Genomic DNA, 26,177 nt, shown 5'->3' on the forward strand with positions numbered 1-26,177 from the left:
GGTTCAATCCCTGGACCTGACGGCGAGAGATCTTCGCCGGGACCAGCAGCGCGCCAGCGACGTTTCTAATACGCTATAGAAAGACGGAGGTCGAGATCAAGGATGATCGGAGACGACATGAGCCAGATCTTCGGGCCGCGCTCCCTCTACGAGGAGGAGCACGAGCAGCTGCGCGAGATGGTGCACGACTTCGTGGAGCAGAACGTCCGCCCCCACGTCGAGCGGTGGGAAGGCGAGGGCCGGGTCGACCGCAAGCTGTTCACCCAGGCCGCCGAGGCAGGGATCCTGGGCCTCGGCATCCCGGAGGAGTACGGCGGCGGCGGATCGGACGACTTCCGCTTCAACGCCGTCGTCGGCGAGGAGCTCTCCCGCCACCCGGTGTCGGACGGCGTGGCCAACATCCCCCTGGCGAACGACGTCGTCATCCCGTACTTCACCGACCTGACGAACGACGAGCAGAAGCAGCGCTGGCTGCCCGGGATCGCGGCCGGGGAGAGCCTCGTCGCCGTGGCGATGACCGAGCCCGGCGCCGGCAGCGACCTCGCCGGGATCCGCACGTCGGCCGTGCGCGACGGCGACGACTACGTCGTCGACGGATCCAAGACGTTCATCTCCAACGGGCAGGACGCCGACCTCGTGGTCACGGTCGTGCGCACCGGACCGGACCCGCACCGGGGGCTGAGCCTGCTCGTGATCCCCGCCGACTCCCCCGGGTTCTCCCGCGGCCGCCTGCTGGAGAAGATCGGCCTGCACACCCAGGGCACCAGCGAGCTCGCGTTCGAGGGCGTCCGCGTGCCGGCGGCGAACCTGCTCGGCCCCGAGGGGTCCGGCTTCGCGAGCCTCATGCACAACCTGCCGCAGGAACGCGTCTCCATCGCCGCCGCCGCCGTCGCCGCCAGCGAAGGCGTGCTGGAGCGGACCCTCGAGTACGTCAAGCAACGGCACGCGTTCGGCCAGCCCATCGGCTCGTTCCAGAACACCCGCTTCGAGCTGGCCGACATGGTCACCGCCGTGCGGGCCACCCGGGCCTACATGGACGCCTGCCTCGTCCAGCACAACGCCGGTCGGCTCAGCGCGGAGGACGCCGCCGGGGCCAAGTTCCTGGCCACCGAGCAGTACGTCGACGTCGTCGACCGCTGCCTGCAGCTGTACGGCGGCTACGGGTACATGCGCGAGTACCGCATCGCCCGGGACTACGAGGACGCCCGCGTCACCACCATCTACGGCGGCACGACCGAGATCATGAAGGAGATCGTCGGCCGCGGCCTGGGGCTGTGAGGATCCCGTCGCCGAGGCACTCCTCCACCACGCGGTCCCCCGGGGCGCGGAGCGCCGGGTCGGTCACGTCCCGGCGCCGTGCCGGATCATCCCCTGCGCGGTGGCCACCAGGTCGTCGAGCGACCGGGTCCGCGGGTTCCACCACTCGACGACCCAGTTCATGGCGCCGAGCAGCAGGAGCCGGAGGATGTTGATGTCGAGATCGGCCCGCACCTCCCCCGCCTGCTGGGCGGCCACGAACAGGTCCCGCCACAGGTGGGTGTACTGGGCCTCCTCGGCGGCCGGCCGGACCCGGAGCTGCTCGGGGACGTGCCCGGCGTTGCGGACCGAGGCGGTCGCGTAGTCCGACAGCTGCAGCTCGAACCGCAGGTGCGCCTCGACGGCGACCATGAGGCGGTCCATCGCCGAGGCGTCCTCCGGCACGGCGGCCAACCGCTCCTCGACGTGGAGCCGGACGCGGTGCGCCCCGACCCACATCACCTCCTCGACGAGCTCGTCACGGGAGGCGAAGTAGTAGTAGATCGCCGGTGCCTGCACGCCGGCCACGGCCGCGACGTCCGCAAGACGTGTGCCGGCGTAGCCCTTGCGTGACAGCACCTCGGCGGCCGCGTCGAGGATCCGCTGCCGGGTCTGCGCCGACTTCGACGCCGCGCGCGACGGGGCAGGCTCGGTCACGTCCATCCCTCGATTCTAAGCCAGATTAGAGAATCGCCCGGGTTGCGGGCGCCCGGACCTGGCCGCCGGGTCGGGACGGCGGGTCGCCGTCGCGCACGGATGCGTGCCGGGTGGCGGCGACCTACGGTGACGGCAGACCGGCGGTGGACGGCCGGTGATCTCGAGGGGGAGAACCATGGCACGCTTCATGTTCGTCTACCACGCGCCGATGACGCCGGACGACGCCACGCCGCCGACAGCCGAGGAGACACAGGAGGTCATGGGCCGCTGGATGGCCTGGGCCGACCAGGTCGGGGAACGGATGATCGACTTCGGCACGCCCCTCGCCGGTGGCGTCCAGGTCACCCCGGACGGCGAGCGGCCGAGCACCCAGGACGTGGCGGGCTACACGATCCTGGAGGCCGACGACATGGACGCCGCGGTCGCCCTGGCGCGCACGCACCCGCACCTGCAGATGCCGGGCGGGTGCACGATCGAGGTCCACGAGGCCCAGCCCCTGCCCGGGATGTAGCCGACCGACCAGCTGCGACCGGCCATGATCACCGCGGGCATCGATCTGTCGGCGAACCCTCGCAAGACCGGCGTGGCGACGATCGAGTGGTCCGACGACGATGCCCGGGTCACCGCGCTGGCCGTCGGGGAGCACGACGACGCCGCGCTCTGCGACGTCGTCCGGGCGGCCGCGACCACCGGGATCGACTGCCCGATCGGCTGGCCCGACGCGTTCGTCGACTACGTCGTCGCCCACCGCGACGGCGGGCACGACCTGGTGATCCCCGAGACGCGTCGCCGTCTCACCTACCGGGCCACCGACCTGCACGTCTGGCAGCGCACCGGCGTGCGCCCGCTCGCGGTCTCCGCCGAGCGGATCGGCGCCGCGGCGATGCGCTGCGCGGCGATCCTCGCGATGCTCACGCGGTCCGGGACCGTCGTCGACCGCGCCGGCGACGGGCCGGTGATCGAGGTCTACCCCGCGGCGGCCCTGAAGATCTGGGGGCTGCCCCACCGCGGGTACAAGGGCCGCGACCCGCAGTCGTCCCGCGCCCGCGCGGACCTCGTCGACCACCTGGCGATCGCGTTCCCGTGGCTCGACCTCGACACCTTCGCGCCGCTGTGCCGCGACACCGACGACGCCCTCGACGCCGTGCTGTGCGCCGTCATCGCCGGACTGGCCCGGCAGGGCCGCTGCGAACCCGTGCCCGCCGACCTGCGCGACCTGGCGTCCCGGGAGGGCTGGATCGTGCTGCCCCGTGCCGGACACGACTGACGCCTCACCGGCCGCGGCGGCTCGGCGCGACGGCCCGGCTCAGCGCGGCAGCTCCCCCAGCACCGCCGCCAGGTCGACGACGGACGCGACCTCCCGGTCCGCTGGGCCGAAGTGGTCCGGGTAGACGGCGCCGGTGCGGTTGACCCACGCGGTCTGCAGACCGGCGCGACGCGCCCCGTCGACGTCCCAGGGATGCACGGCGACGAGGACCGCCCGCTCGGCGGCGACGCCGGTGGCCGCCAGCGCATGAGCGTACGCGCGGGCGTCGGGCTTCCAGGCGTCCGCCTCGCCGACCGCCAGGTAGTCCTCGATCACCCCGCCCGCCGCGGTGTCGGCGAGCAGGGCGCGGGCCACGTCCGCGGACCCGTTGCTCAGCGTCACGATCCGGCAGCCCTGCTCCGCCAGGGCCAGGAGCCCCGGGACGACGTCGGGGTGCGGGGACAGGGCGACGAACCGTCCCAGGACCTGCTGGGCACCCTCGGACGGATCGGGGTGGCCGGCCGCCGTCAGGCGAGCGCGGAGCAGCGCGCCGCCGATCTCCGCGAACGACGGGTTGTCACCGAGCATGCCGAGCGCGAAGGCGTCCCGGAGCACGCCGGCGAACCAGGCCTCCACGTCGCCCGGCTCCAGGCCGACGTCACCGAAGGCGTCGGCCAGCGGCGCCAGGTCGGACAGGGTCTCGTTGACGTCGAGGACGACCAGGTCGGGACGTGGGAGCGACATCCCCCTACCGTCGCCCGGGTCGCCGGTTCCAGCAATCCGACGGGCCGGGCGGACTCAGTGCTCGTCGTGCCGGCTCGTGCCCGTCCCCGCTGACTCGCCACCCTGTGCCCCTGACCCGGCGTCCGGGTCGCGGTCGACGGCGGGACGCTCACCGGCGGGCGTGTCGTGGGCGTCGCGCGCGTCGTGGTCGTCGCCGAACGGCAGCACGTGCATCACGGCCACCGCGACCGCGCCGACGACCAGCCCGATGAGGGCCGAGCACAGCGTGTTGAAGCACCAGGCGAGGAACCCGCCGATGCCCGGGACCGCCGCGGCGATCGCCTCCTCGCCGTGGTGCACCAGGTCGTACAGCCCGTGCCAGCCGAGCTCGTCGACCCCGACCAGCAGGATGTGCCCGCCGACCCAGAGCATCGCCACCGTGCCCACCACCGAGATCGTGGCCAGCACCTTGGGCATCCCGGTCACCAGGGCGCGCCCGACCCGGCGCGACAGGTCGGACTCGCGCTGCGCGAGCGCCAGCCCGACGTCGTCCATCTTCACGATGAGGGCCACGGCGCCGTAGACGATCACGGTGATGACGAGAGCCACGACGAGCAGGATCACCAGCCGGGACCAGAACCCCTCGTCGGCGACCTCGTCGAGGGCGATGACCATGATCTCCGCGGACAGGATGAGGTCGGTGCGGATCGCCCCGGACACCATCGTCTTCTCGGCCTCGGGCCCGACCGCAGCGGCCGGCCGGTCGTGGTCGGTGTGCCCGCGCACCCGGCGCCAGATCTTCTCCGCACCCTCGAACGCCAGGTAGGTGCCGCCGAGCATGAGGATGGGTGTCAGCAGCCACGGCAGCCACTCGCTGAGCACCAGCGCGATCGGCAGGATGATGAGCACCTTGTTGCGGATCGAGCCCCACGCGATCTTCTTGATGATCGGCAGCTCGCGCTCGGCCGCGACCCCGTGCACGTACTGCGGCGTCACGGCCGTGTCGTCGACGACCACGCCGGCCGCCTTGGCCGTGGCCCGGCCGGCCGCCGCCCCGACGTCGTCCAGCGAGGCCGCCGCCAGCTTCGCGATGGCCGCGACGTCGTCGAGGAGCCCGAGCAGCCCGGCGCTCATGCGATCCCCTCCCCGGCTCCGGTCGGACGGGGAGCGGACGCCGGCGCGGCGGGCGTCGACAGGAGGCGCAGGTGCAGGTGCATGGGCCTATCGTGCCCCAGACCGTGTCAGTCGTCGCCGTAGACGAGCCGCTCCATCACCGTGCGGGCGCGTCGTGCGGTGCGCAGGTACAGCTCCTCCAGCTCCTGGCCGGTGTCGACGTCGCCGAGCAGCCGCGCCAACCCGGTCAGCGCCCAGGCGTCCGCCGGGAGCACGTCCGCGCGCAGGCCGCCGACCTTGCCGGACCACAGCACCAGGGCGGACCGCAGCCGGGACGCGAGCAGCCAGGCGTCGAGCAGGCACTCGGCCTCCTCGGCCTCGACGAGTCCGGCCCCCTCGGCCGCGGCCAGCGCCGCGACCGTCTCGGTGGTGCGCAGCCCCGGCACCTCGTGCGCGTGCTGGAGCTGCAGGAGCTGGACCGTCCACTCGACGTCGGACACTCCCCCGCGCCCCAGCTTGAGGTGGCGGCTCGGATCGGTGCCCCGTGGCAGCCGTTCGGACTCGACGCGGGCCTTGATGCGCCGCACCTCGCGCAGCTTGGGCTCGGCGAGCCCACCGGGCGGGTAGCGCAACGGGTCGACGACGGCGTCGAAGCGCTCGGCCAGGTCCACCGCCGTGCCGGTCGCGCCGGCCACGGGGCGGGCGCGCAGCAGGGCCTGCTGCTCCCACACGCTCGCCCACCGCTCGTAGTACTCGGTGTAGGAGGCCATCGTGCGCACCAGCGGCCCCTGCCGCCCCTCGGGACGCAGGTCGGCGTCCACCGGCAGCGGGGGCTCGGGTCCGACGGCGGAGAGCAGCTTCTGCAGCGTGCGCGCGGTGAGCTCGGCGAACGCCTTGGCCTGCTCGGGGTCGGCGTCGGGCAGCGGGTCGTGCACGAACAGGACGTCGGCGTCCGAGCCGTAGCCCATCTCCCGTCCGCCGAGGCGGCCCATGGCGACCACGAGCATGCGGGTGGGGTTCGCCGCCGGGTCGGGTCCCAGCCCCATCTGGTCCCGGGCGGCGAACTCGGCCACGCGCAGGCCGCCGACGACGACCATGTCCGCGGCGTCGGAGATCGCCGCCTGGGCCTGCACGGGCCCGAGCACGCGGAGCACCTCGCCGGCGCCGGTCCGGGCGAGCTCGCGGCGCCGCAGGGCGCGCAGCCGGGTCGCCGCCGGACCGGGGTCGTCCGCCCGGGTCAGGACGGCGTCCGCCTCCGCGGCGAGCCGCTCGGGACCGCGGGGTTCCAGCCGGGAGGTGTCGGCGAGCCACTGCACCGACTCCGGTGAGCGGGCCAGCGCCTCGGCGAGGTACCGCGAGGAGGACAGCAGGTGGGCCAGGTGGTAGGCGGCGTTCCCGGAGTCGCGCAGCAGCCGCAGGTACCAGGGCGTGGCGCCGAGGTTCTCGGACAGCTTGCGGAAGTCCAGCAGGCCCGCGTCGGGGTCGGAGCCCTCGGCGAACCAGCCGAGCATCACCGGCAGGAGCTGGCGCTGCAGCTTGGCCCGGCGTGAGGTGCCCTCGGTGAGGGCCACGACGTGCCGCATCGCCCCGTCCGGGTCGCGGTAGCCGATCGCCGCGAACCGGGCGCGCGCGGCGTCCGGGGCGAGCGAGAGCTCGTCCTCCGAGAGCTGCGCCCACGCCGGCAGCAGCGGGCGGTAGAAGACGGCCTCGTGCAGGGCACGGACCTCGCGCCGGGTGGCCCGCCAGCGCTGGCGCAGGTCCTCGGCGCCCTGGCCGCGCATGCCCAGCGACCGGGCGAGGCGCCGCAGGTCCTCGTCCTCGGTCGGCAGCAGGTGCGTGCGCTTGAGCCCGAAGAGCTGGACCCGGTGCTCCAGGGACCGCAGGAACCGGTAGCAGGCGCCCATGCGCAGGGCGTGCTCACGCCCGACGTACCCCCCGTCCGCGAGCGCGGACAGTCCGGCCAGCGTGTTGCCGTCGTGGATGGCGTCGTCGGTGCGGCCGTGCACGAGCTGCAGGAGCTGGACGGTGAACTCGACGTCCCGCAGCCCGCCCTTGCCGAGCTTGATCTGCCGGTCGGCCTCGGCGTTGGGCACGTGCGCCTCGACGCGGCGCCGCATCGCCTGGGCGTCCTCGACGAAGTGGTCCCGGTTGGCGGCCGCCCAGACGAACGGGTCGACGGCCTCGCGGTAGGCCGCGCCGAGCGCGGCGTCCCCCGCCACCGGGCGGGCCTTGAGCAGGGCCTGGAACTCCCACGTCTGGGCCCAGCGCTCGTAGTAGGCGACGTGGCTGGCCAGGGTGCGCACCAGCGGCCCCTGCTTGCCCTCGGGACGCAGCGCCGCGTCGACCTCCCACAGCGCCGGTTCGAGCGAGGTGCCGCCGCACACCTTCTGCAGCCGGGTGGCGAGCTGGGTCCCGATCCGCATCGCCCCGGACTCGTCCAGGACCGGCTCCCCCGCCTCGTCGGTGGCGGGTTCGCACACGTAGACGACGTCGACGTCCGAGACGTAGTTGAGCTCGCGACCGCCGGTCTTGCCCATCCCGATCACCGCGAGGCGGGCCCCGGCGCCGTGGTCGGGGAGCTGGGAGCGCGCCACCGCCAACGCCGCCTCCAGCGCGGCGGCGGCCAGGTCGGCCAGCGCGGCGCCGACGTCCGGCAGCGTGGCCGAGGGGTCCGGCGCGGTCAGGTCCGTGGCGGCGATGCGCAGCAGCCGTTCGCGGTAGGCGCGCCGCAGCGCGTCCGTGGCGGTGGGGGCGTCCCGGTCGGGCCACCCCGGCGTGTCGGCGCCCTCGGGCTCCAGGGCCGCGACGGGATCCGCCGACTCCGGGTCGGCGCCGACGGCGCGCAGGAGCTCCGCCCGCACGTCCCGCGGGTCGGCCCCGAGCCCGCCGTCGCCGTCGCCCAGCACGTCCAGGAGCGCGGGACGGCGGACGATCTCGTCCGCGAGCGCCGTCGACGCGCCGAGGACGGCGAGCAGCCGTCCCCGGGCCACGCCCTCGCCCGAACGCTGGTCCGCCGCGAGCAGCCGTTCGACGGTCTGCTGCGCGGCGGGCACCGAGGCCAGCCGCACGAGGTGCAGCAGCGCGAGGTCCGGGTCGGCCGTGACCCCGAGGGCCTGCAGCACGCCGTCGTCCCCGCCCGCGTCGGCGGGGAGGCGGCGCTGCAGCGCGGCGTCCTGCCAGAGCGTGGCCGACCGGGTCAGGTCGGCGAACCCTGCCCGGAGCAGCCTCCGGGTCGGGGTCTGCGGTCTACCGGTGCCGGAGGTCGTCGGGCTCACCTCTCGACCCTATCGGCCGCCGCCGGAGCGTGCGGCGGCCGTCCGCTCAGAGGAACTGCAGGGAGGTCTTGAGCTCGTACGGGGTGACCTGGGCGCGGTAGGCGTCCCACTCGTTGCGCTTGTTCTTCAGCACGTAGTCGAAGACGTGCTCGCCCAGGGTCTCGGCGACGAGCTCCGAGGACTCCATGAGCTCGATGGCCTCGTCGAGGGACTCCGGCAGCGGCGCGATGCCGAGCGCGCGGCGCTCCGCCCCGGTGAGCTCCCAGACGTCGTCCTCGGTGGCCTCGGGCAGCTCGTACCCCTCCTCGATGCCCTTCATCCCGGCGGCCAGCAGCACGGCGAACGCCAGGTACGGGTTCGCCGCCGAGTCCAGCGCCCGGTACTCGATCCGCGAGGAGTTGCCCTTGCCCGGCTTGTACATGGGCACGCGCACCAGCGCGGAGCGGTTGTTGTGGCCCCAGCAGATGTAGCTGGGCGCCTCGGAGCCGCCCCACAGCCGCTTGTAGGAGTTGACGTGCTGGTTGGTCACCGCGGTGATCTCGCCGGCGTGCACCAGCAGCCCGGCGATGAACTGGCGCCCGGTCTTGGACAGCTCGAACTGCGCCCCCGGCTCGTGGAAGGCGTTGGAGTCCTCCTCGAACAGGGACATGTGGGTGTGCATGCCCGACCCCGGCTTGTCCGCGAAGGGCTTGGGCATGAAGGAGGCGAACACACCCTGCTCGAGCGCGACCTCCTTGACCACGGTGCGGAACGTCATGAGGTTGTCCGCGGTGGTCAGCGCGTCGGCGTAGCGCAGGTCGATCTCGTTCTGCCCGGGCCCGGCCTCGTGGTGGGAGAACTCCACGGAGATACCCATCGACTCGAGCATCGAGATGGCCGCGCGCCGGAAGTCGTGCGTGCTGCCGCGGGCCAGGTGGTCGAAGTAGCCGCCCTCGTCGACCGGCACCAGGGGCCCGTCCGAGGAACCCATCTGGTTGAAGAGGTAGAACTCGACCTCGGGGTGGGTGTAGAACGTGAAGCCCTTGTCGCCGGCCTTGGCGAGCGTGCGCTTGAGGACGTTGCGCGAGTCGGCACGCGAGGGCTCACCCTCGGGGGTGAGCAGGTCGCAGAACATGCGACCGGTGCCGTGGCGCTCACCGCGCCAGGGCAGCACCTGGAACGTCGTGGGGTCGGGCTTGGCGATCATGTCCGCCTCGTAGACCCGTGTCAGCCCCTCGATCGCGCTGCCGTCGAAGCCGATGCCCTCGACGAAGGCCTGCTCGAGCTCCGCCGGGGCGACCGCGACGGACTTGAGCACCCCCAGCACGTCGGTGAACCAGAGTCGGATGAAGCGGATGTCGCGCTCCTCGACCGTGCGAAGCACGAACTCCTGCTGCCTGTCCATGACCTCATCCTGCCCGATACCTGTTAACCGTGGGTGACGGACCGTCGACGGTCCGTCGCACCGGTCCGGGACCTGGGCCCGCACCGGCTGTCGCCTACGCTATCGACCATGGAACCCGCAGGCCACAACCCCTCGGTCACGCCCGCTGACAACTCCGCTGTGAGGTCGGTCACCGACGACGACGCGGCCGGCATCGCCGCCGGCGCCCGCCGAGTCCGCGTCCACCACCTGCAGCGCGCCAAGGAGCGCGGTGAGCGCATCACGATGCTCACCGCCTACGACGCCCCCACGGCCGCGATCCTCGACGCCGCCGGCATCGACACGCTGCTCGTGGGCGACTCCGTCGGGAACACCATGCTCGGGCACGCCACCACGCTGCCCGTGACCCTCGACGACATGGTGCGGGCCGGACGGGCGGTCGCCTCGGCGGCGCAGCACGCGTTCGTCGTCGTCGACCTGCCCTTCGGCACCTACGAGGCGGGCCCCGAGCAGGCCCTCGCCTCCGCCGTGCGCATCATGAAGGAGACCGGCGCCTCGGCGGTCAAGCTCGAGGGCGGCCGCCGCTCGGCCGAGCAGATCCGCGCGATCACCCAGGCGGGGATCCCGGTGGTCGGCCACCTCGGCTACACCCCGCAGTCCGAGAACGCGCTGGGCGGCCCCCGCGTGCAGGGCCGGGGCGACGACGCGGCCGAGGAGCTCAGCCAGGACGCGCTCGCCGTCCAGGAGGCCGGCGCGGTCGCGGTCGTGCTGGAGATGGTGCCCCGCGCCGTGGCGGCCCGCATCACCGAGTTCCTGGTCATCCCGACGATCGGGATCGGCGCCGGCCCCGAGGTCGACGGCCAGGTCCTCGTGTGGACCGACATGGCCGGGATGACCGACTGGTCGCCGCGCTTCGCCCGCCGCTACGCCGAGCTGGGCCGCGCCCTGCAGCAGGCGGCCGCGGACTTCGCGGCCGAGGTGCGCGACGGGTCCTTCCCGACCGAGGAGCACACCTTCGACCAGTGACGCGGGACCGGCGGCGCAGAGCCCCTCAGCGCCGCCAGTCCTCGTCCTCGGCCTCCCACTCCTCGTTGCGCCGCGCGGCGTTGTCCAGGGCGTGCTGCGCCTCCTCGCGCGTGGCGTACGGACCCAGCAGGTGCGTCCAGCTCGACTTCTCCTTCGCGGTCTCCACCTGCCCGGTCTCGGTGTTGAACCAATACTGGGTGCTGCTGCTGTACTCGCTCATGACTCGATCCTGCCGCAAGATGGGGTCCATGGCTGAGCAGAGCGGACACCAGGTGGCCTTCGGTATCGACATCGGCGGGTCCGGGATCAAGGGCGCCCCCGTCGACCTGACCACCGGCGAGTTCGCCGCGGACCGGCTGCGGATCCCCACCCCGAGCAAGTCCACCCCGGACGCGGTCGCCGACGTGCTCGCCGAGCTCGTCGCCGGCTTCGACCTGCCCGACGAGGCGCCGGTCGGCGTCGCGTTCCCCGCGCCCCTGGACCGCGGGATCGTCCGGTTCATCGCCAACCTGCACAAGTCCTGGAAGGGCGTCGACCTGCCGCAGCTCGTCCGCGAGGCGACCGGCCGTGACGTGACGGCGGTCAACGACGCGGACGCGGCCGGGGTCGGGGAGGACCGCTACGGGGCGGCCGCCGGGCACGGCGGCGTGGTGCTCATGGCGACCCTGGGCACCGGGATCGGGTCAGCCCTGCTGGTGGACGGCGTGCTCGTGCCGAACACCGAGCTCGGCCACCTCGAGATCGACGGGCACGACGCCGAGACGAAGGCGTCGGAGGCCGCGCGGGACCGCGAGGACCTGTCGTGGGAGAAGTGGGCGAAGCGCCTGCAGCGCTACTTCGAGACCGTGGAGATGCTGCTCTCCCCCGACCTCATCGTCGTCGGCGGCGGCGTGAGCAAGCACCACCAGAAGTTCCTGCCGCTGCTGGACCTCCGCGCCGAGATCGTCCCGGCAACACTGCGCAACCGCGCCGGGATCGTCGGCGCCGCCTCCCTCGCGGCCGATCCCCACTGACCCTTCCGGACACGAGGACGCCGCACCACCCGGCCGGGTGGTGCGGCGTCGTCGTGTCGGGTCAGTTGGCGACGGGGACGTCGACGTGCAACGTGCCCAGCGGTTCGCTGACGACGGCCGGCGGGTCGTGCAACGTGACGGAGAGCCCTTCGTCCTGCCCGATGCGGCAGAGCTGGACGAGGAAGGCGATACCCGCGGAGTCGAGGAACGTCACCTCGGAGGCGTCCACGATCACGGGAAGGTCACGCTGGAACGCCCCGGCCAGAGCAGCCGAGGCCTCGTCGCGCAGGGCGATGTCGATCTCGCCCCACAGGGTCACCACACTGGCCTCGGGCGTCTCGTTCAAGACGATCCCTCCGGCCCGAACCTCATGGATGAGGGTCACTGTGCCACCTTCGTCCCTGGTGTCCTCGCCCCCTGCGTGCCGCGGGCGCGGCACCGGCGTTCGAGACTCGCGACCTCGTCGTCGCGATGCGGCCAACGTACACCACTCCGACCCCCACGGGAACCCGTTTCCGGAACCGTTCTTGACCGAACTTTCACGTTCGGACCGGGGCACCGGAGCGCCCGTCGACCCGTCGGTCACAGCTCGAGGCGCAGGACGCGACGGCGCGGCGTCGGGGCCGCGACCTCCTCCAGGCCGGCGGCCGAGAAGATCTGCGGCACGCCGACGCTCGCCTCGTCCCAGATCACCTCGCCACCGTCCGCCGCGACGATCGGATACCCCTCGAGGACCCGCGCACCCCGTTCCCGGGCGAAGTCGACGGCGCAGCGGGCCAGCTCGTACATCAGCCCCTGGCCCCGGTACCCCGCGCGGACGACGAAGCAGGCCGCGAGCCACACGCCGTCGTCGTCGCGGTCCTCGTGACGCCCGCGCCACGCGACGGGACTGCGGCCGTGGTACCGGCGGTAGGTCGGACGCGGGCCGACGGCGACCCAGCCGACCGGCTCGTCGCCGTCGTAGAGCACGACGCCGCTGGTCACCGGCGATGTCGGGTCGTCGGCACACGTCTGCTCGGCCAGCCGGAGCCGCCGTTCCTCGACCGGCATGTCCCACCACTCGCCGTCGCCGAGCACCTGACGCTGGCACTGGCACCGACCGGCCTGGGAGGTACCGAGCACCGTCTGGAGGTCCTCGAAGGGGACCTGGTTCGCGGGCCGTGCGGTGAGCGTCGCCACGCCGTGACCCTACGGGCGACCCCCGACGCTCGCCGCCGGACGGCCGGCGCCGGGGCGATGGGGTGCGGACGAGCCGGTCTGTACGCCGGGTTCTGTTCCCGTGCCGGGTCACCCCCGCACGGGCGACGGTCATCCATCTAGGACCTGCGTCGCCACAGGCCTCCAGCGGTCTACCCGGGGACATCGGGCGGGCAGCCCTCGAACGTCCCCTGTCCGACCTTGCTCCAGGTGGGGTTTACCGAGCCGTGCCCGTCACCGGACACGCTGGTGGTCTCTTACACCACCGTTTCACCCTCACCGCCGGTCTCCCGGCGGCGGTCTGTTTTCTGTGGCACTGTCCCGCGGGTCACCCCGGGTGGCCGTTAGCCACCACCTTGCCCTTCGGAGCCCGGACGTTCCTCGGCGACGGCGCCTGAGCACCGCCGACGCGACCGTCCGACCGACTCGTCCGCCCCGCAAGGATACCGGCCTCAGACCTCCACCGGGTACGTCAGCGCCAGCTCGTCCGCCGTCCGTCCGCGGATCCCCCAGTTCTCCGGCCGGCTCTCGAGGATCACGACCTCCAGGTCGTCGTCCGCCAGGTCCAGGGCCGGCGCGACCTCGTCGTACATGGCCCTGACCAGCGCCTTCTTCGCGGTGGTCGACCGGCCGGAGAAGCAGACGACCTCGATGAGGAGGTACGCGTCCGACCGCGGCGCGACGAGGTCCCCGTCCTCGAGCAGCAGGAACCGGTGGAACCTCTTGTCCTCGGGGATCCGCCAGGCCGTGACCAGCGCGTCGTGCACGGCGTCGGAGACCTCCTCACGACGCTCGCCCCAGATGGTCCGGTTTCCGTAGATCTTCACCTGCGCCATGAGGGGACCGTACCGCCCGGGGCGGTCCGTCAGTAGGCGGTGCGCCCCGGATAGGCGTGCCATGCCTCGAACGGGGCGAGCGCGGCGTCGATCCGCAGGTTCTCCATCGGCACCTCCGAGGGCTGTCGGCCGGCGAGCACCTCGTGGAAGTGCCGGTCGTCGAAGCCGGCACGGGCGGCGTCGTCGCGGTCGGCGGCGAACACCACCCGGTCGACGCGCGCCCACAGGGCGGCCCCGAGGCACATCGGGCACGGTTCGCACGAGCTGTACAGCACCGCGCCGCTCAGGTCGAAGACGCCGAGCCGTGCGCACGCCTGCCGCAGCGCGACGACCTCGGCGTGCGCGGTCGGGTCCGTGTCGGTCGTCACACGGTTCGTCCCCTCGGCCACGACCTCGCCGTCGCGGACGACCACCGCGCCGAAGGGCCCGTGACCGGCCGGGACGCTGCTCGTCGCCAGCTCCACGGCCCGGGTGAGCCAGTGCACGTCGTTCGTCATGCCGAGATCGTCCCACGGTTGCCTAAGGTGTCCGGGTGCTGATCTGCCTGCCGCCCTCCGAGGGCAAGACCCCCGCGCCCGACGACGGCGCACCCGTCGACCTCGCGGCGCTCACCGCGCCGGAGCTCACCGCGCAGCGCGAGGCCGTCCTGGACGCGCTGGCCACCGCCAGCGCCCGCGACGACGCCACCGCGGTCCTCAAGGTGGGGGCGGGCCTGGCGGAGGAGGTCGCCCGCAACACCCGGTTGCGCACCGCCCCGACGGCACCGGCGACCGACGTCTACACCGGGGTCCTGTACGCGGCGGCGGGCCTCGCCGAGCTCGACGGGGAGGCGGCGGCCCGTGCGGCGGCGGACGTGCGCACCTTCTCGGGCCTGTGGGGCGTCGTCGCGCCGTCCGACCGGATCCCCGCCTACCGGCTGTCCATGGGCGTCACGCTGCCGGGCGTCGGCGGGTTGGCCACCGCCTGGCGGCCGCACCTGACCGCCGCGCTGGCCGAGCGGGCCGCCGGCGACGTCGTCGTCGACTGCCGCTCGTCCGCCTACGTCTCCGCGTGGAAGCCGGCCACCACCGGTGACCACGCCGCCGAGTGGGTGACGGTCCGGGTCGTGCGGGAGGCGGACGGCGAGCGCACCGTCGTCTCGCACAACGCCAAGCACACCCGTGGCGTGCTCACGGGCCACCTGCTGCGTCGCCGGGCCGCTCCCCCGACCTCGGCGACCGGGCTGCTCGCCGCGGCCCGCGAGCTCGACGGCGAGGTGATCGGCACGCAGGTCGGCACCGGGCTCAGCTACCGGATGGTCGCGGCCGAGCTGCACGAGGCCACGGGCGCGCGTCGCCCGCACACCCTGGAGCTCGTCATCGCCTGACCGGTCTCCCGGGCGGGGCGCGTGCCGCCGGCGCACACTGGCGCCATGGCCTACGACGAGGAGCTGGCCGACCGCGTGCGGGACTCCCTCTCCCGGTGGGAGGGGCTCACCGAGCGGAGGATGTTCGGCGGCATCGCGTTCATGCTCTCCGGGAACATGGCCGCGGGGGTGCTGCGCGACGCGCTGATGGTGCGGGTCGGCCCGGACGGGTACGAGGACGCCCTGGCCGCGGGCGCCGCCCCGATGAGCATGGGTCACCGCGAGATGCGGGGGTTCGTCTCGGTGGGACGGGACGAGCTCGCCGACCCCGCCACGCTGGACGCCTGGGTGGCCCGCGGCGCCGACCACGCCGCTGCCCTGCCGCCGAAGTGACCGGTCGTCAGTCGGCGGCGGGGTGCCCGACGGCGGTGACCTCGCGGTCCCCGTCGGGCCACAGCCGCACGATGGACAGCGAGCACGGCGGCACGCGGAGGCGCCCCCACCCCGCCGGGGGCGCGTCCAGCGCCCGGCCGATCACGGACCGGATCACGGCGGCGTGGGCGACCACGACCGCGGTGCGCCCCACCGTGCCCGCCGCCAGCTCGTCGACCGCGGGGCCGACCCGTTCGCCCAGGTCCGCGTAGGACTCTCCCTCGGGCGGGGCGAAGGACCCGCTGGTGACCCACTTGGCCAGGTCGCCCGGCCAGGTCTCCTCGACCTCCTGCGGCGTCAGGGACTCCCAGACGCCGAAGCGCACCTCGGCGAAGCGCTCGTCCGTCGTGACGTGCACCCCGAGCCGCCGGCCGATCGCGGCGGCGGTCTCCTGGGTGCGCACCATCGGGGAGGCGACCAGCAGGTCGGGCCGGGCGAGGTCGGCCCAGCGCTCGGTGCCGAGCCGGAAGACGGCGTCCGCGGCCTGTGCCGCCTGGCGGCGACCCGCCGTGGTCAGCGACGGCCCGGGCACGTCGCCGCCGGACAGCGCCCCCGCCTCGGTCAGGTGCGTCACGCCGTGCCGCACCAGCACGAGCGTGGCCGGGACCGCGCCGTCGTAGCGCGCCAGGGCTCCGGGGGCGGGTCGGCGGTGCATCAGGAACCGTCGGGGTCGCGCACGAGGATCCGGCCGCACTCCTCGCACCGGACGATCTGCTCCGGGGCGGCGCCGCGCGCGGCGGCGAGGTCACCCGGGTTGAGCTCGAGGCGGCAGCCCTCGCAGCGGTTGCCGCGCAGGGCAGCGGCGCCGAGACCGCCGAGCTGGCCGCGCAGGCGGTCGTAGAGCGTCACGAGACCGGCGTCGAGCCCCTCGGCCAGCTGGGCGCGCTCCGCCTGGACCTCCCGCGCGGCGGCGTCGATCTCGGCGTAGGCGGCGTCCCGTTCGGCAGCGGCCTTCTCCTGGGCGGCGACCAGCTCGCCGTGGGCGGCCTCGACCTGCCCGAGCGACTCCTGGTGGGCCTCCAGCCGCTCCATGATCTCGAGCTCGGTCTCCTCCAGGACGTTCTGCCGACGGGCGAGCGACTCGAGCTCGCTCACCACGGCCTGGGCGTCCTTGGCACCGAGGGCGCCGCTGTCGAGGCGCTGCTGGTCCTTGGTCGCGCGGGTGCGCACCTGCTCGACGTCGGCCTCGGCCTTGGCGACCTCGCGCTCGAGGTCCGCGACGGCGGTCCGGGAGTCCACGAGCGAGGAGTGCAGGTCCGCGAGCCGCTTGTCCAGCTCGGCCAGCGTCGTCAGCGACGGGTGCTTGCTGCGCTGGTGGGCGAGCTGCTGGAGGCGGGTGTCCAGGGCCTGGACCTGGAGCAGACGACGCTGGTCCTCGACGGGTGCGGTAGCCATGGACGGGTCCTCTCGGTCTGCTCTCCTGATGCCGGTCAGCGCCCGACGCCGCCCACGCGGTGCGTCCACGGGTCGGTCACCAGGGTGCTGACCTTCGTGGTCACCGTACCGTCTCCGAGCCCGGCGGAGAGATCCGTGGCCGCGTAGGCCAGCCAGGGCCACTCGGAGGCGAAGTGCGCCACGTCCACGAGGAACGGGGTGCCCGCCTCGCGCCGCTCCGGATCGGTCGACTCGAAGAGGGCCCGCTCGCGCAGCTCGGAGGCGGGGTGGTGACGCAGGTCGGCGGTGACGTACACGTCGGCGGCCGTCGCCCGCACGGCGTCGAACAGGGAGTCGCCCGACCCGCCGACGACCGCGGCCGTCGACACCGGGGCCTCGAGGTCGCCGGCCACGCGGACACCCTGGGCGGTGGTGGGCAGCACCTGGGCGACGCGTTCGGCGAACTCGCCCAGGGTCGTGGGGTGGTCGAGGGTGCCCACGCGTCCCAGCCCGCGCTCGGTGTCGTCGACGTGCGCGACGAGCGGACGGCGGTCGGTCAGCCCCACGAGGTCGGCCAGGGCGTCCGCGACCCCCCGCGGCGCCGCGTCGGCGTTCGTGTGCGCCACGTACAACCCGCAGCCCGCGGCCAGCAGCCGGTGGACCACGGCACCCTTGAACGTGGTCGCCGCCACCGAGTGCACGCCGCGCAGGAACAGCGGGTGGTGGGTCACCACGAGGTCCGCCTCCCACTCCACGGCCTCGGCGACGACGTCGGCCACCGGGTCGACGGCGAACAGCACCCGGCGCACCGGCCGCGACGGGTCGCCGGCGACCAGACCGACGGCGTCCCAGCCCTCCGCCGTCGACGGCGGGTAGAGGTCCTCCAGGACGGAGACGACGTCGGCCAGCGTGGGGTGTTCGGCGTTCATGGCCCCGAGCCTAGGACGTGCCGGTCACTCCATGTCCTCGAGCTCCTTGTTGCGGGTCTCGGGGACGAACCGCAGCACGAAGAACAGCGACGCCAGCGCCGCGATCGTGTAGAAGCCGTAGGCGAACCACAGCCCGACCTCCGCCATGGACGGGAAGGAGCTGGAGATCGCGAAGTTGGCCAGCCACTGGGCCGCCGCCGCGATGCCGAGGGCCGTGCCACGGATCTTGTTGTTGAACATCTCCCCCAGCAGCACCCACACGGCCGGGCCCCAGGACATCCCGAAGAAGACGACGAACAGGTTGGCGGCCACGAGGGCGACGATCCCGGCGCTGTCGCTGAGGACCGGCTCGAGCTCGCCGGCGTCGTTGGGGACGAGCGGCGCCTGGCTGAACACGATCGTCATCGTCCCGAGGGCCACGAACATGCCGGCCGACCCGATGGTGAGCAGGCGACGTCGGCCGATCCGGTCGATGAGCAGGATCGCCACGACCGTGACGACGATGTTGGTCACCGACGTGATGACGGTCTGCTGCAGGGCGTCGTCCTCGGTGAACCCGACCGCCTGCCACAGGGTCGAGGAGTAGTAGAAGATGACGTTGATCCCGACGAACTGCTGGAAGACGCTCAGCGCGATGCCGATCCAGACGATCGGCAGCAGACCGCCGGTGGGCTTGAGCAGGTCCCGCAGCGAGGTGGCGCGGTCGCGGATGATCGTGCGGCGGATCTCGCTGATGCGGTCGTCGACGCCCTCGGTGAGCACGCTGGACAGCACCTTGCGGGCCTCGTCCTCGCGGCCCTGGTGCACCAGGAACCGGGGGGACTCCGGGATCGACAGCGCGAGCGCGCCGTAGATGACGGCGGGGATGACCTCGGTGAAGAACATCCAGCGCCAGGCGTCGAGGCCGAACCAGAACTCGTTGCCGGCCCCGCCGGCCGCCGCGGCGATGGCGTAGTCGGACAGCAGGGCGATGAAGATGCCGGTGACGATGGCCATCTGCTGCAGGGAGCCGAGGCGCCCGCGGATGTGCGCCGGCGAGATCTCCGCGATGTAGGCCGGCGCGATGACCGACGCCGCCCCGACGCCGAGGCCGCCGATGACGCGCCAGATGATCATGTCCACCGGGCCGACGGCGAACGTCGAGCCGATGGCGGAGATCGTGAACAGCGCCGAGGCGATGACCATGACGCGGACGCGGCCGATCTTGTCGGAGAGCCGCCCGGCGAAGTACGCGCCGACCATGCAGCCGAGCAGCGCCGAGGACACGACGAAGCCCGTCACCCCGGCACCCATGCCGAAGGCCTCCTGCATGGGCGTGACGGCGCCGTTGATCACCGCCGTGTCGAAGCCGAACAGGAAGCCACCCAGCGCCGCGGTCACCGCGAGCTGGATCACACGCCCCGCGTGGAACCCCTGCTCCTGGGTCTGTGCCGTGCCTGACATGGTGCCCCTTCCGCCGCTGTCGTCAGAACCCGGCCAGGTTAGGCCCGCACGCCGTCGGGCGCCTGCCGGAGTCGGGGCGCTACTTCGCCTCGTCGTAGGCCGGCACGGCGGCGACCGTCAGGGGGAAGGCGACGGGGAACTCGCCGAAGAGCAGCCGTCCGGCCTCCGCGGCCGCCTCGCGCACCTCGTGGGCGACGGCGTCGGCGAGCTCGGCCGGCGCGTGCACGACGACCTCGTCGTGCACGAAGAACACCAGGTGCGGGCGGTCGGTGAACGGCGCCGGCGCGCGACCGTCGGTCGCTGCGGTGCCGAGCGCCCAGAGCCGGCGGCGGATCGAGGCCAGCCAGCAGTCCGCCCACTCGGCCGCGGTGCCCTGCACGACGAAGTTCCGCGTGAACCGCCCCCACGCGCGCGCCGAGGACCGGGCGAGCGTCGCGGCGTCCGGGGCGGCGTCGTCCCCGAGCGCACCGGACTGCGCGTCGTCCCAGGCCTGCCCCGGCGGCGGGGAGGACCGCCCGAGCCAGGTGGTCACCACGCCCCCGCGCTCACCGGTCGCGGCGGCCTCCTCGACCAGTCCCATCGACCGCGGGAAGGCGCTGCGCAGCCGCGGGAGCACCTGACCGCTGACACCCGTGGTCCCGCCGTAGAGCGCGCCGAGCATGCCCACCTTGGCGTGCTCGCGCGAGGCGACGGCACCGCCGGCCACGATGCCGGCGTACAGGTCGCCGTCGCGGCCGGCGCGCGCCATGGCCTCGTCCCGCGCCATCCCGGCGAGCACCCGCGGCTCGAGCTGGGCGGCGTCGGCCACCACCAGCACCCAGCCGGGATCGGCCCGCACCGCGCCGCGCACGCCCTTCGGCAGCTGCAGGGCTCCCCCGCCGGTGGAGGACCAGCGGCCGGTGACGACGCCGCCGACGACGTAGTCGGTGCGGAACCGGTCGCCGCGGACCCACTGGTCGAGCCAGTGCCAGCCGTTCGCGGTGTAGAGCCGGTAGAGGCTCTTGTACTCGAGCAGCGGGGCGATCACCGGGTGCTCGAGGCGCTGGAGCTCCCCCTTGCGCAGGCTGCGCGCCCCCACGCCGGCGTACTCCATGGCACGCAGCAGGTCCGGGTGGGAGTCGGGGTTCAGGGACGCGGGGGCGTCGAGGGCGGCGCGGATCTCGGTGACGAGCGCCTCCAGCCGGTCCGGGCGCAGGCCGGGCGCCGGGCGGGGCCCGAGGGCCTCGGTGAGGATCGCGTCGTGCACGTCCGCGCGCCACGGCAGGCCCGCGTGGTGCATCTCGGCGGCCGCGAGCGCCGCGGCGGACTCCGCCGCGAGCAGGAGTCGCAGCCGGCCGGGCTCCGACGCACCGGCGACGGCGGCCTGCTGGGCGGCCAGCTCGGCCACCGGGTCCGGGTCGGTCTGCGCGGGACGGCCCGACCGGGCCCCGTGCGTGGGTCCGTCGAGGTCACCGAGGTCGAACAGCGAGTCGGCCTGCTGCTCGGGGCGGGCCCGGTCGACCGCTCCCCCGGCGACGGTGGGTTCCAGGGCGTCCCAGGGACCCGACGGGGCACCGGCCAGGTCGGAGCCGTGCGCGAACCGCGAGCCGCGCAGCACCCGGTGGGCGAGGCGCAGGTCGTGGGCCCGCTCGACCCGGACCCCGTCGGCGAGCAGGGCGGGGTACCAGCGGTTGGTGTCGACCCAGGTCCAGCGCGACGGTTCCACGGACTCCCGGGCGTGCACGGCGGCGGAGAGCTCACCCGGCGCCAGCCGCCACGGCGAGGCGTCGTCGGGGTCGCTCCCTGCCCCCTCCGGACGTCGGACGGCCTGGACGACCCCGGAGGCCTGCCGGGCCAGGACGATGTGCACGGGAGCATCCTCGCGCGTCCCTGCGACACCGCGCGGGCGCGGTCCCGCAGGGGGGCGACGCGCGTCACGCGGCGCACGGCCCACGTGGCCGCGACCGCGCGGCTTTCCCCGCGTATCCTGTGAAGGCTTATGAGTCAGAACACCGAGCCCGTCGACGCCGTGCCGCCGATCGCCGTACCCGACCAGGCGTCCCGCCCCGACGGCGGTGCGTGAGGTGGCACCGGACGACGACCGCTCCGGCGGCGGAGTGATCCTCGGCGGCCGCTACGTGCTCGGGGACGTCCTCGGCACGGGGGGGACCTACACCGCCTACGAGGCCACCCGGGTGGACGCGGGACCCGACGACGCCGAACCCGCGCTCCTCGTCAAGACCCTGCACCCGCACCTCGTCGACGACGAGGCCGCGCGCGCCGCGATGGACCGCGAGATCTCCGCGTCGCAGCAGATCGACGACCCGCACGTGGCGACGGTCCTCGACTCCGGCGAGGACGAGGTCGCCGGGGCGACCGTGCCGTGGGTCCTGACCCGGCGCTTCCCCGGTGCCCCTCTGTCCGAGACGGTGGCCGGCACCGGCCTGCCGTGGCGGGAGGCCCTCGTCGTCGTGGACGGGGTGCTCGGTGCGCTCGCGGCCGTGCACGCCGCCGGACTCGTGCACCGGGACGTGAGCCCGCGCAACGTCGTCGTCTCGCGGCACGAGGAGAGCGGCCCCACGGTGGGGCTGATCGACCTCGGGCTCGCCACTCCCGGCGACGCGGAGGGCGCCGCGGGTGTCGTGACGGGTTCGGCCCTGGGCATGTCCCCCGAGCAGGCCCGTGGCAGGCCGCTGGACGAGCGCAGCGACGTGTACGCGGTGGGCGCCCTGGCGTACTACGTCCTGACCGGGCACCCGCCGTACGAGCGGGCGACACCGGACGACGTGCTGCGCGCCCACGTCGGGGCCCCGGTCCCGGCGCCCTCGGCCCGACGGGCCGCCGTGCCGGCCGCCGTGGACCGGTTCGTGGCACAGGCGATGGCGAAGGACCCGGCACGACGTTTCGCCTCGGCCGCCGCCATGCGCACGGCGGTGGCGTCGCTGCTCGGCGGGTCCGCCGCCGTCGCGGCGCCCGGCGGCGGGGCGTCCCCCGACCAGACGATGGACCTGGGCCGCGTCGACGAGGACGACCCGCACCGGACCGCCGCGCTCGGAGCGGTCGGCGCCGCCGCGGCCGCGGCCGCGGTGGACAACCTGGGTGCGGAGCTGCAGCGCACACGGCAGATCGCCGCGGTCGAGGACGGTGACGCCGGCGCGACCGAGGGCGACGACGCGGCCGACGGCGGCGGCGACACCGCGGCCGCGACGACCGCGGGGGCTGCCGGTGCGGCCGTCGGCGCAGGTGCCGGTGCCGGCGCGGCGTTCGGCACGGATGCTGCCGCGGCGGACCCGGGTGCCGGAGGGACCGGCGCCGACGGGTCCGGCAGCGGCGCGGAGACGGTCCCTGCGGGACGGCGCCGGCGATGGGTCCTGGTCGGGGCGCTCGCCCTCGTCCTGGCCGCCGCCGTGGGGGCGATGATGACCTGGCCCCTGCTCGACGGGGAGGACGAGGCACCGGTCGTCCCGGTCCTGCAGAGCCCGTCGCCGTCACCCACGTCGGAGCCGTCGCCGTCACCGACGACGACCGGCCCGACCTCCGAGCCGGAGGCGCCGACGTCGGAGCCCACGTCGGCACCGACCCGCACCGAGGAGCCGACGGAGGAGCCGACGTCCTCGCCGACCCCCACGGACTCCCCCTCGCCGACGGACGACCCGACGACCGCGGCGCCGGAGCCCGAGCCCACCGCCACACGGACCAGCTCCCCCGCGCCGGAACCGACCGCCACGCAGACCAGCGCGCCCGCGCCGGAACCGACCGCCACGCAGACCAGCGCGCCCGATCCCGCGCCGGCACCCAGCGAGGACGCGGACCCGATCGCCGAACCGAGCCGCAGCTCCTCGCCCATGCCCTGACGGGGGGCGACCGGAACCTCCCGGGCGCCACGGCGCGGGCGCGGCCCTGCCGCGTCACACCCCGGGGCCGCCGGCGATGTAGTCGGTCAGCTGGTCCCGCTCGGCCTGCACCTCGGCCATCCGGCGCTTGACGACGTCCCCGATGCTGACGATGCCGACCAGCCTGCCGTCGTCCAGGACGGGGACGTGACGGATGCGGCGCTCGGTCATCACGAGCATGAGGTCGTCGAGGGACGTCCCGGGGGTGCAGGTGTGGACGTCGACGGTCATGATCCGCGTCACCGGCCCGTCGAGGATCTCGTCACCGTCGACGTGCAGCCGGCGGACCACGTCGCGCTCGCTGACGATGCCGTCGACGTGCATGCCGTCGACGGACACGACGACGGCACCGATCCGGTGCTCGGCGAGCAGCGCCAGCATCTCGCGCACGGTCGATCCCGGCGCGATGGTGACCACGCCCTCGCCCTTGTGCCGCAACGTCTCTGTCACCCGCATCCCGGACACCTCCGTGGTGTGCACGCCGGGACCTCGTCGTCCCGGCCTCCTGCCACGACGCTACGACATCGGCCCGCGCTCGCTCTGCGGCCCCGGGCCGGTCGGGGTGTCCTGCCGCGGCAGGGATTCACCCGACGGGGTGGCGGCGCCCACCCGGCGAGCGGGTGAACCGTGGCTACGCTCGACACCAGGAGGGCGTCCCGCGGCGGCCAGGACCTTGCGGGCGCGGCGAGGTCGCCGGCACCACACCACGAAGGAGCGGTGATGACCGAGCTCACCACGCTCGAGGGCGGCACCGCACGGCTCGACGCCGAGCTGGACGCGCTCGCCGCCGCCCTGGCCGGCCGCCTGGTCCGCGCCGAGGACGACGACTTCGACGAGGTCCGGGCCCTGTGGAACGGGGTCACGGAGCGGCGTCCCGCCGCGATCGTGCGCTGCGCCACCACCGAGGACGTCCGTCGCACCGTCCTGCTGGCCGCCGAGCACCACCTGCTGGTCGCCGTCCGCGGGGGCGGGCACAACGTGGCCGGGACCGCCGGCGTCGACGGCGGGCTCGTCATCGACCTCGGCGAGATGCGGGACGTCTCGGTGGACCCCGGCGCCCGGCTGGCACGGGTGGCCGGCGGCGCCCGCCTCGGCGACCTGGACGCCGCCTCCCAGGAGCACGGCCTGGCGACGCCGGCCGGGGTGTTCTCCGACACCGGTCTCGGCGGGCTCGGTCTGACCGGAGGGATCGGCTGGCTGCGCCGCCGGTTCGGCCTGACCTGCGACAACATCGTCGGTGCCACGATCGTCGCCGCCGACGGGTCGGTGCACCACGTCGACGAGGAGTCCGACCCCGAGCTGTTGTGGGGGCTGCGCGGCGGGGGCGGGAACCTCGGCGTGGTCACCGAGTTCGTGGTGCGGCTGCACCCCGTCGGGCCCGAGGTCTACGCAGGGTTCGTCGTCCACCGGGCCGAACGCGCCATGGAGGTGCTGCACGCCTACCGCGACTGGTCCGCCGACCTGCCCGACGAGGTCTCCTCGATGGCCGTGCTGGGGGCCGCTCCCGAGGACGACGCGATCCCCGCCGAGCTCACCGGGCAGCCGTGCGTCATCGTGCTGGCCTGCGTCACCGACCCCGCGCGCGGTCCCGAGCTGCTGGCGCCGATCCGCGACCTGCCCGACCCGGCGGCCGACCTCAGCGGCCCGATGCCCTACGTCGAGCTGCAGCAGATCTTCGACGCCGACTACCCGAACGGGATGCGCTACTACTGGCGCTCGGTGCACCTGCCCGAGCTCTCGGAGGAGGCGCTGCGCCGCGCCGTCGACCAGACGTACCGCCGTCCCTCGGCGCTGTCCACCATCGATCTGTGGCACATGGGCGGCGCGATGTCCCGGGTCGCGCCGGAGGACACGGCGTTCGGTGACCGCAGCGCACCCTACCTGGTGGGGATCGAGGCGAACTGGACGGAGCCCGGTGACGACGAGGCCAACGTGCGGTGGGCCCGGGCGTGCGCGGCCGACCTCGACGACCTGTCGACGGGACGCGAGTACCTCAACTTTCCCGGGTTCCAGGAGGGCGGCCCGGCGACGCTGCGGGCGGCCCACGGCGAGGCGAACTACGCCCGGCTGCGCGCCCTCAAGCAGCGCATGGACCCGGACAACCTGTTCCGACTGCACCAGAACGTCGCGCCCTGAGGAGAGGAACGATGATCGAGAAGAGCGAGATCTGGTCGCGCGGGGTCGTCGTCGGCGTCGACGGGTCGCACGAGAGCTACCACGCGTTCGACTGGGCCCTGGCCGCGGCCGAGCGTCACCACGCCACGCTGACGGTGACCCACGCCCGCACGGTGCCCGCGGGACCGATCAGCCCCGTGCCCGCCTACGACCCCGAGCTCCTGCGCGACGAGGGCGAGAGGATCCTCAGCGAGGTCCTCTCGCGGGTCGGACCGCGCCGCGAGGGGGCACCGCCCGTGCGCTCCGCACCGAGCGTCGGGGCGGCGGACGCCGTCCTGGCCGGGTACTCCCGCGACGTCGACCTGGTGGTGGTGGGTCGCCGGGGCCGGAGCGAGACCCGCCACGCGCTGGGATCGGTGTCCGCGGCGACCGCGGCCCACGCCCGGGGGCCGGTCGCGGTCGTGCCGACGGCCGCCCAGGGCACGGCCCCGGAACGGGTGGTCGTCGGCATCGGGTTCGACGACGACCCCTCCGCGGCGCTGGACCTGGCGTTCTCGGAGGCGCACCGGTGCGGCAGCCCCGTCGTGCTCGTGCACGCCGTGCAGCCCTCGACCCGTGCCGCCCGGGAGGCCGGCGCGGGCCGGGACGAGGACGTCCGGGCCGCGCTGCGCGGTCTGGCCGAGAGCTGGTCGGTGCTCCACCCGGACGTGGAGTGCCAGGTCGAGGTGGTCGAGGGCGACCCGGCGGACGCGCTGCTCACCCGGGTGACGGCCTCGGACCTGCTGGTCCTCGGCGGGCACCGGCACCCCCGGTTCGTCGGCCGGCTGCTCGGGTCGGTGCCGGACGCCCTGCTCGGCGACGCGCCCTGCGTGGTGGTCGTGGCCCACACCTCCCGTCCGCACCACGAGGAGGACTGACGACG

At 74.2% G+C, this 26,177-nt stretch carries 26 protein-coding genes and 1 other RNA gene; 10 read left to right on the forward strand and 17 right to left on the reverse strand.

What is annotated here, in order from left to right:
- The first annotated feature begins 117 nt into the window (after nucleotides 1-117).
- The gene (locus Q6349_RS11790; RefSeq protein WP_304604233.1) at nucleotides 118-1,278 is read left to right on the forward strand and encodes an acyl-CoA dehydrogenase family protein; all 1,161 of its coding nucleotides are present in this window, start codon (nucleotides 118-120) and stop codon (nucleotides 1,276-1,278) included.
- Nucleotides 1,279-1,341: 63 nt separating this feature from the next.
- Here Q6349_RS11790 and Q6349_RS11795 read toward each other — a convergent pair whose 3' ends face one another.
- A complete protein-coding gene (locus tag Q6349_RS11795) occupies nucleotides 1,342-1,959 on the reverse strand; it encodes a TetR/AcrR family transcriptional regulator (RefSeq protein WP_304604234.1) in 618 nt (205 codons plus the stop codon).
- Between the two features lie 169 nt (nucleotides 1,960-2,128).
- On the opposite strand from Q6349_RS11795, the gene Q6349_RS11800 reads away from it, so the two are divergent.
- Nucleotides 2,129-2,464, forward strand: coding sequence for a YciI family protein (locus Q6349_RS11800; RefSeq protein WP_171248044.1), 336 nt, complete (start codon nucleotides 2,129-2,131; stop codon nucleotides 2,462-2,464).
- A gap of 24 nt (nucleotides 2,465-2,488) precedes the next feature.
- Nucleotides 2,489-3,220 carry a DUF429 domain-containing protein gene (locus Q6349_RS11805; protein WP_304604235.1) on the forward strand — a complete coding sequence of 244 codons (732 nt, stop codon included), beginning with the start codon at nucleotides 2,489-2,491 and terminating at the stop codon, nucleotides 3,218-3,220.
- A gap of 39 nt (nucleotides 3,221-3,259) precedes the next feature.
- On the opposite strand, the gene Q6349_RS11810 is transcribed toward Q6349_RS11805, so the two are convergent.
- The 4 genes from Q6349_RS11810 to glnA form a co-directional block, all read right to left on the reverse strand.
- The gene (locus tag Q6349_RS11810) at nucleotides 3,260-3,943 is read right to left on the reverse strand and encodes a haloacid dehalogenase type II (protein ID WP_304604236.1); all 684 of its coding nucleotides are present in this window, start codon (nucleotides 3,941-3,943) and stop codon (nucleotides 3,260-3,262) included.
- Between the two features lie 54 nt (nucleotides 3,944-3,997).
- On the reverse strand, nucleotides 3,998-5,056 hold the full coding sequence (locus Q6349_RS11815; RefSeq protein ID WP_304604237.1) for a DUF808 domain-containing protein: 1,059 nt from the start codon (nucleotides 5,054-5,056) through the stop codon (nucleotides 3,998-4,000).
- A gap of 107 nt (nucleotides 5,057-5,163) precedes the next feature.
- Complete coding sequence (locus tag Q6349_RS11820) at nucleotides 5,164-8,310, reverse strand: bifunctional [glutamine synthetase] adenylyltransferase/[glutamine synthetase]-adenylyl-L-tyrosine phosphorylase (RefSeq protein ID WP_304604238.1); 3,147 nt, start codon at nucleotides 8,308-8,310, stop codon at nucleotides 5,164-5,166.
- Nucleotides 8,311-8,356: 46 nt separating this feature from the next.
- Nucleotides 8,357-9,694, reverse strand: a complete 1,338-nt coding sequence (gene glnA / locus Q6349_RS11825) for a type I glutamate--ammonia ligase (RefSeq protein ID WP_171248039.1) — start codon at nucleotides 9,692-9,694, stop codon at nucleotides 8,357-8,359.
- Between the two features lie 108 nt (nucleotides 9,695-9,802).
- On the opposite strand from glnA, the gene panB reads away from it, so the two are divergent.
- Nucleotides 9,803-10,699 (forward strand): 3-methyl-2-oxobutanoate hydroxymethyltransferase, encoded by an 897-nt coding sequence (panB, locus tag Q6349_RS11830; RefSeq protein WP_369810817.1) that lies wholly within the window; start codon nucleotides 9,803-9,805, stop codon nucleotides 10,697-10,699.
- A 25-nt stretch (nucleotides 10,700-10,724) separates the two neighbouring features.
- Here panB and Q6349_RS11835 read toward each other — a convergent pair whose 3' ends face one another.
- Nucleotides 10,725-10,919, reverse strand: a complete 195-nt coding sequence (locus Q6349_RS11835; RefSeq protein ID WP_171248037.1) for an SPOR domain-containing protein — start codon at nucleotides 10,917-10,919, stop codon at nucleotides 10,725-10,727.
- Nucleotides 10,920-10,947: 28 nt separating this feature from the next.
- On the opposite strand from Q6349_RS11835, the gene ppgK reads away from it, so the two are divergent.
- A complete protein-coding gene (gene ppgK, locus Q6349_RS11840) occupies nucleotides 10,948-11,712 on the forward strand; it encodes a polyphosphate--glucose phosphotransferase (RefSeq protein ID WP_171248036.1) in 765 nt (254 codons plus the stop codon).
- Between the two features lie 61 nt (nucleotides 11,713-11,773).
- On the opposite strand, the gene Q6349_RS11845 is transcribed toward ppgK, so the two are convergent.
- The 5 genes from Q6349_RS11845 to Q6349_RS11865 all read right to left on the reverse strand — a co-directional run bounded on the left by Q6349_RS11845 (nucleotide 11,774) and on the right by Q6349_RS11865 (nucleotide 14,242).
- Nucleotides 11,774-12,058: an STAS domain-containing protein gene (locus Q6349_RS11845; protein ID WP_304604239.1), complete on the reverse strand. Its 285-nt coding sequence runs from the start codon at nucleotides 12,056-12,058 to the stop codon at nucleotides 11,774-11,776.
- Nucleotides 12,059-12,294: 236 nt separating this feature from the next.
- Nucleotides 12,295-12,891, reverse strand: a complete 597-nt coding sequence (locus Q6349_RS11850) for a GNAT family N-acetyltransferase (RefSeq protein WP_304604240.1) — start codon at nucleotides 12,889-12,891, stop codon at nucleotides 12,295-12,297.
- A 65-nt stretch (nucleotides 12,892-12,956) separates the two neighbouring features.
- Nucleotides 12,957-13,338: RNase P RNA component class A (gene rnpB / locus Q6349_RS11855), an RNA gene on the reverse strand.
- Nucleotides 13,339-13,361: 23 nt separating this feature from the next.
- Nucleotides 13,362-13,745 (reverse strand): tautomerase family protein, encoded by a 384-nt coding sequence (locus Q6349_RS11860; protein ID WP_304604241.1) that lies wholly within the window; start codon nucleotides 13,743-13,745, stop codon nucleotides 13,362-13,364.
- Between the two features lie 29 nt (nucleotides 13,746-13,774).
- On the reverse strand, nucleotides 13,775-14,242 hold the full coding sequence (locus tag Q6349_RS11865) for a nucleoside deaminase (RefSeq protein ID WP_304604242.1): 468 nt from the start codon (nucleotides 14,240-14,242) through the stop codon (nucleotides 13,775-13,777).
- A gap of 35 nt (nucleotides 14,243-14,277) precedes the next feature.
- On the opposite strand from Q6349_RS11865, the gene Q6349_RS11870 reads away from it, so the two are divergent.
- The gene (locus Q6349_RS11870; RefSeq protein WP_304604243.1) at nucleotides 14,278-15,111 is read left to right on the forward strand and encodes a YaaA family protein; all 834 of its coding nucleotides are present in this window, start codon (nucleotides 14,278-14,280) and stop codon (nucleotides 15,109-15,111) included.
- 45 nt (nucleotides 15,112-15,156) lie between these two features.
- Nucleotides 15,157-15,483, forward strand: coding sequence for a TfoX/Sxy family protein (locus tag Q6349_RS11875; protein WP_304604244.1), 327 nt, complete (start codon nucleotides 15,157-15,159; stop codon nucleotides 15,481-15,483).
- A 7-nt stretch (nucleotides 15,484-15,490) separates the two neighbouring features.
- Here the strand turns inward: Q6349_RS11875 and Q6349_RS11880 are convergent, their stop codons facing one another.
- From Q6349_RS11880 to Q6349_RS11900, 5 genes are all read right to left on the reverse strand, one after another.
- The gene (locus tag Q6349_RS11880) at nucleotides 15,491-16,177 is read right to left on the reverse strand and encodes a histidine phosphatase family protein (RefSeq protein WP_171248029.1); all 687 of its coding nucleotides are present in this window, start codon (nucleotides 16,175-16,177) and stop codon (nucleotides 15,491-15,493) included.
- Complete coding sequence (locus Q6349_RS11885) at nucleotides 16,177-16,917, reverse strand: zinc ribbon domain-containing protein (RefSeq protein WP_304604245.1); 741 nt, start codon at nucleotides 16,915-16,917, stop codon at nucleotides 16,177-16,179. Before Q6349_RS11885 ends, Q6349_RS11880 begins: the two co-directional genes overlap by 1 nt.
- Nucleotides 16,918-16,952: 35 nt before the next feature.
- Complete coding sequence (locus Q6349_RS11890; protein WP_304604246.1) at nucleotides 16,953-17,825, reverse strand: Nif3-like dinuclear metal center hexameric protein; 873 nt, start codon at nucleotides 17,823-17,825, stop codon at nucleotides 16,953-16,955.
- A 24-nt stretch (nucleotides 17,826-17,849) separates the two neighbouring features.
- Nucleotides 17,850-19,268 carry a sugar porter family MFS transporter gene (locus Q6349_RS11895; RefSeq protein ID WP_304604247.1) on the reverse strand — a complete coding sequence of 473 codons (1,419 nt, stop codon included), beginning with the start codon at nucleotides 19,266-19,268 and terminating at the stop codon, nucleotides 17,850-17,852.
- 79 nt (nucleotides 19,269-19,347) lie between these two features.
- The gene (locus tag Q6349_RS11900; protein WP_304604248.1) at nucleotides 19,348-21,117 is read right to left on the reverse strand and encodes a bifunctional 3'-5' exonuclease/DNA polymerase; all 1,770 of its coding nucleotides are present in this window, start codon (nucleotides 21,115-21,117) and stop codon (nucleotides 19,348-19,350) included.
- A 214-nt stretch (nucleotides 21,118-21,331) separates the two neighbouring features.
- Between Q6349_RS11900 and Q6349_RS11905 the strand changes: the two genes are divergently transcribed.
- Nucleotides 21,332-23,101 (forward strand): serine/threonine-protein kinase, encoded by a 1,770-nt coding sequence (locus Q6349_RS11905; protein WP_304604249.1) that lies wholly within the window; start codon nucleotides 21,332-21,334, stop codon nucleotides 23,099-23,101.
- Nucleotides 23,102-23,155: 54 nt separating this feature from the next.
- Here the strand turns inward: Q6349_RS11905 and Q6349_RS11910 are convergent, their stop codons facing one another.
- Nucleotides 23,156-23,596, reverse strand: coding sequence for a CBS domain-containing protein (locus Q6349_RS11910; protein ID WP_304604464.1), 441 nt, complete (start codon nucleotides 23,594-23,596; stop codon nucleotides 23,156-23,158).
- Between the two features lie 264 nt (nucleotides 23,597-23,860).
- On the opposite strand from Q6349_RS11910, the gene Q6349_RS11915 reads away from it, so the two are divergent.
- A complete protein-coding gene (locus Q6349_RS11915; protein ID WP_304604250.1) occupies nucleotides 23,861-25,276 on the forward strand; it encodes an FAD-binding oxidoreductase in 1,416 nt (471 codons plus the stop codon).
- Nucleotides 25,277-25,287: 11 nt separating this feature from the next.
- Nucleotides 25,288-26,172 carry a universal stress protein gene (locus tag Q6349_RS11920; protein WP_304604251.1) on the forward strand — a complete coding sequence of 295 codons (885 nt, stop codon included), beginning with the start codon at nucleotides 25,288-25,290 and terminating at the stop codon, nucleotides 26,170-26,172.
- The last annotated feature ends 5 nt before the right edge of the window (nucleotides 26,173-26,177 follow it).

Origin of the sequence: Isoptericola sp. 178 (assembly GCF_030586525.1) — a bacterium.
GTDB classification, from domain to species: Bacteria; Actinomycetota; Actinomycetes; order Actinomycetales; family Cellulomonadaceae; genus Isoptericola; species Isoptericola sediminis.

Bases quoted from the DNA above. Each gene is read 5' to 3' on its own strand.
- Q6349_RS11790 (WP_304604233.1), top strand. From the start codon at position 118: ATGAGCCAGATCTTCGGGCCGCGCTCCCTCTACGAGGAGGAGCACGAG.
- Q6349_RS11795 (WP_304604234.1), bottom strand. From the start codon at position 1,959: ATGGACGTGACCGAGCCTGCCCCGTCGCGCGCGGCGTCGAAGTCGGCG.
- Q6349_RS11800 (WP_171248044.1), top strand. From the start codon at position 2,129: ATGGCACGCTTCATGTTCGTCTACCACGCGCCGATGACGCCGGACGAC.
- Q6349_RS11805 (WP_304604235.1), top strand. From the start codon at position 2,489: ATGATCACCGCGGGCATCGATCTGTCGGCGAACCCTCGCAAGACCGGC.
- Q6349_RS11810 (WP_304604236.1), bottom strand. From the start codon at position 3,943: ATGTCGCTCCCACGTCCCGACCTGGTCGTCCTCGACGTCAACGAGACC.
- Q6349_RS11815 (WP_304604237.1), bottom strand. From the start codon at position 5,056: ATGAGCGCCGGGCTGCTCGGGCTCCTCGACGACGTCGCGGCCATCGCG.
- glnA (WP_171248039.1), bottom strand. From the start codon at position 9,694: ATGGACAGGCAGCAGGAGTTCGTGCTTCGCACGGTCGAGGAGCGCGAC.
- panB (WP_369810817.1), top strand. From the start codon at position 9,803: ATGGAACCCGCAGGCCACAACCCCTCGGTCACGCCCGCTGACAACTCC.
- Q6349_RS11835 (WP_171248037.1), bottom strand. From the start codon at position 10,919: ATGAGCGAGTACAGCAGCAGCACCCAGTATTGGTTCAACACCGAGACC.
- ppgK (WP_171248036.1), top strand. From the start codon at position 10,948: ATGGCTGAGCAGAGCGGACACCAGGTGGCCTTCGGTATCGACATCGGC.
- Q6349_RS11860 (WP_304604241.1), bottom strand. From the start codon at position 13,745: ATGGCGCAGGTGAAGATCTACGGAAACCGGACCATCTGGGGCGAGCGT.
- Q6349_RS11865 (WP_304604242.1), bottom strand. From the start codon at position 14,242: ATGACGAACGACGTGCACTGGCTCACCCGGGCCGTGGAGCTGGCGACG.
- Q6349_RS11875 (WP_304604244.1), top strand. From the start codon at position 15,157: ATGGCCTACGACGAGGAGCTGGCCGACCGCGTGCGGGACTCCCTCTCC.
- Q6349_RS11880 (WP_171248029.1), bottom strand. From the start codon at position 16,177: ATGCACCGCCGACCCGCCCCCGGAGCCCTGGCGCGCTACGACGGCGCG.
- Q6349_RS11885 (WP_304604245.1), bottom strand. From the start codon at position 16,917: ATGGCTACCGCACCCGTCGAGGACCAGCGTCGTCTGCTCCAGGTCCAG.
- Q6349_RS11890 (WP_304604246.1), bottom strand. From the start codon at position 17,825: ATGAACGCCGAACACCCCACGCTGGCCGACGTCGTCTCCGTCCTGGAG.
- Q6349_RS11895 (WP_304604247.1), bottom strand. From the start codon at position 19,268: ATGTCAGGCACGGCACAGACCCAGGAGCAGGGGTTCCACGCGGGGCGT.
- Q6349_RS11910 (WP_304604464.1), bottom strand. From the start codon at position 23,596: ATGCGGGTGACAGAGACGTTGCGGCACAAGGGCGAGGGCGTGGTCACC.
- Q6349_RS11915 (WP_304604250.1), top strand. From the start codon at position 23,861: ATGACCGAGCTCACCACGCTCGAGGGCGGCACCGCACGGCTCGACGCC.
- Q6349_RS11920 (WP_304604251.1), top strand. From the start codon at position 25,288: ATGATCGAGAAGAGCGAGATCTGGTCGCGCGGGGTCGTCGTCGGCGTC.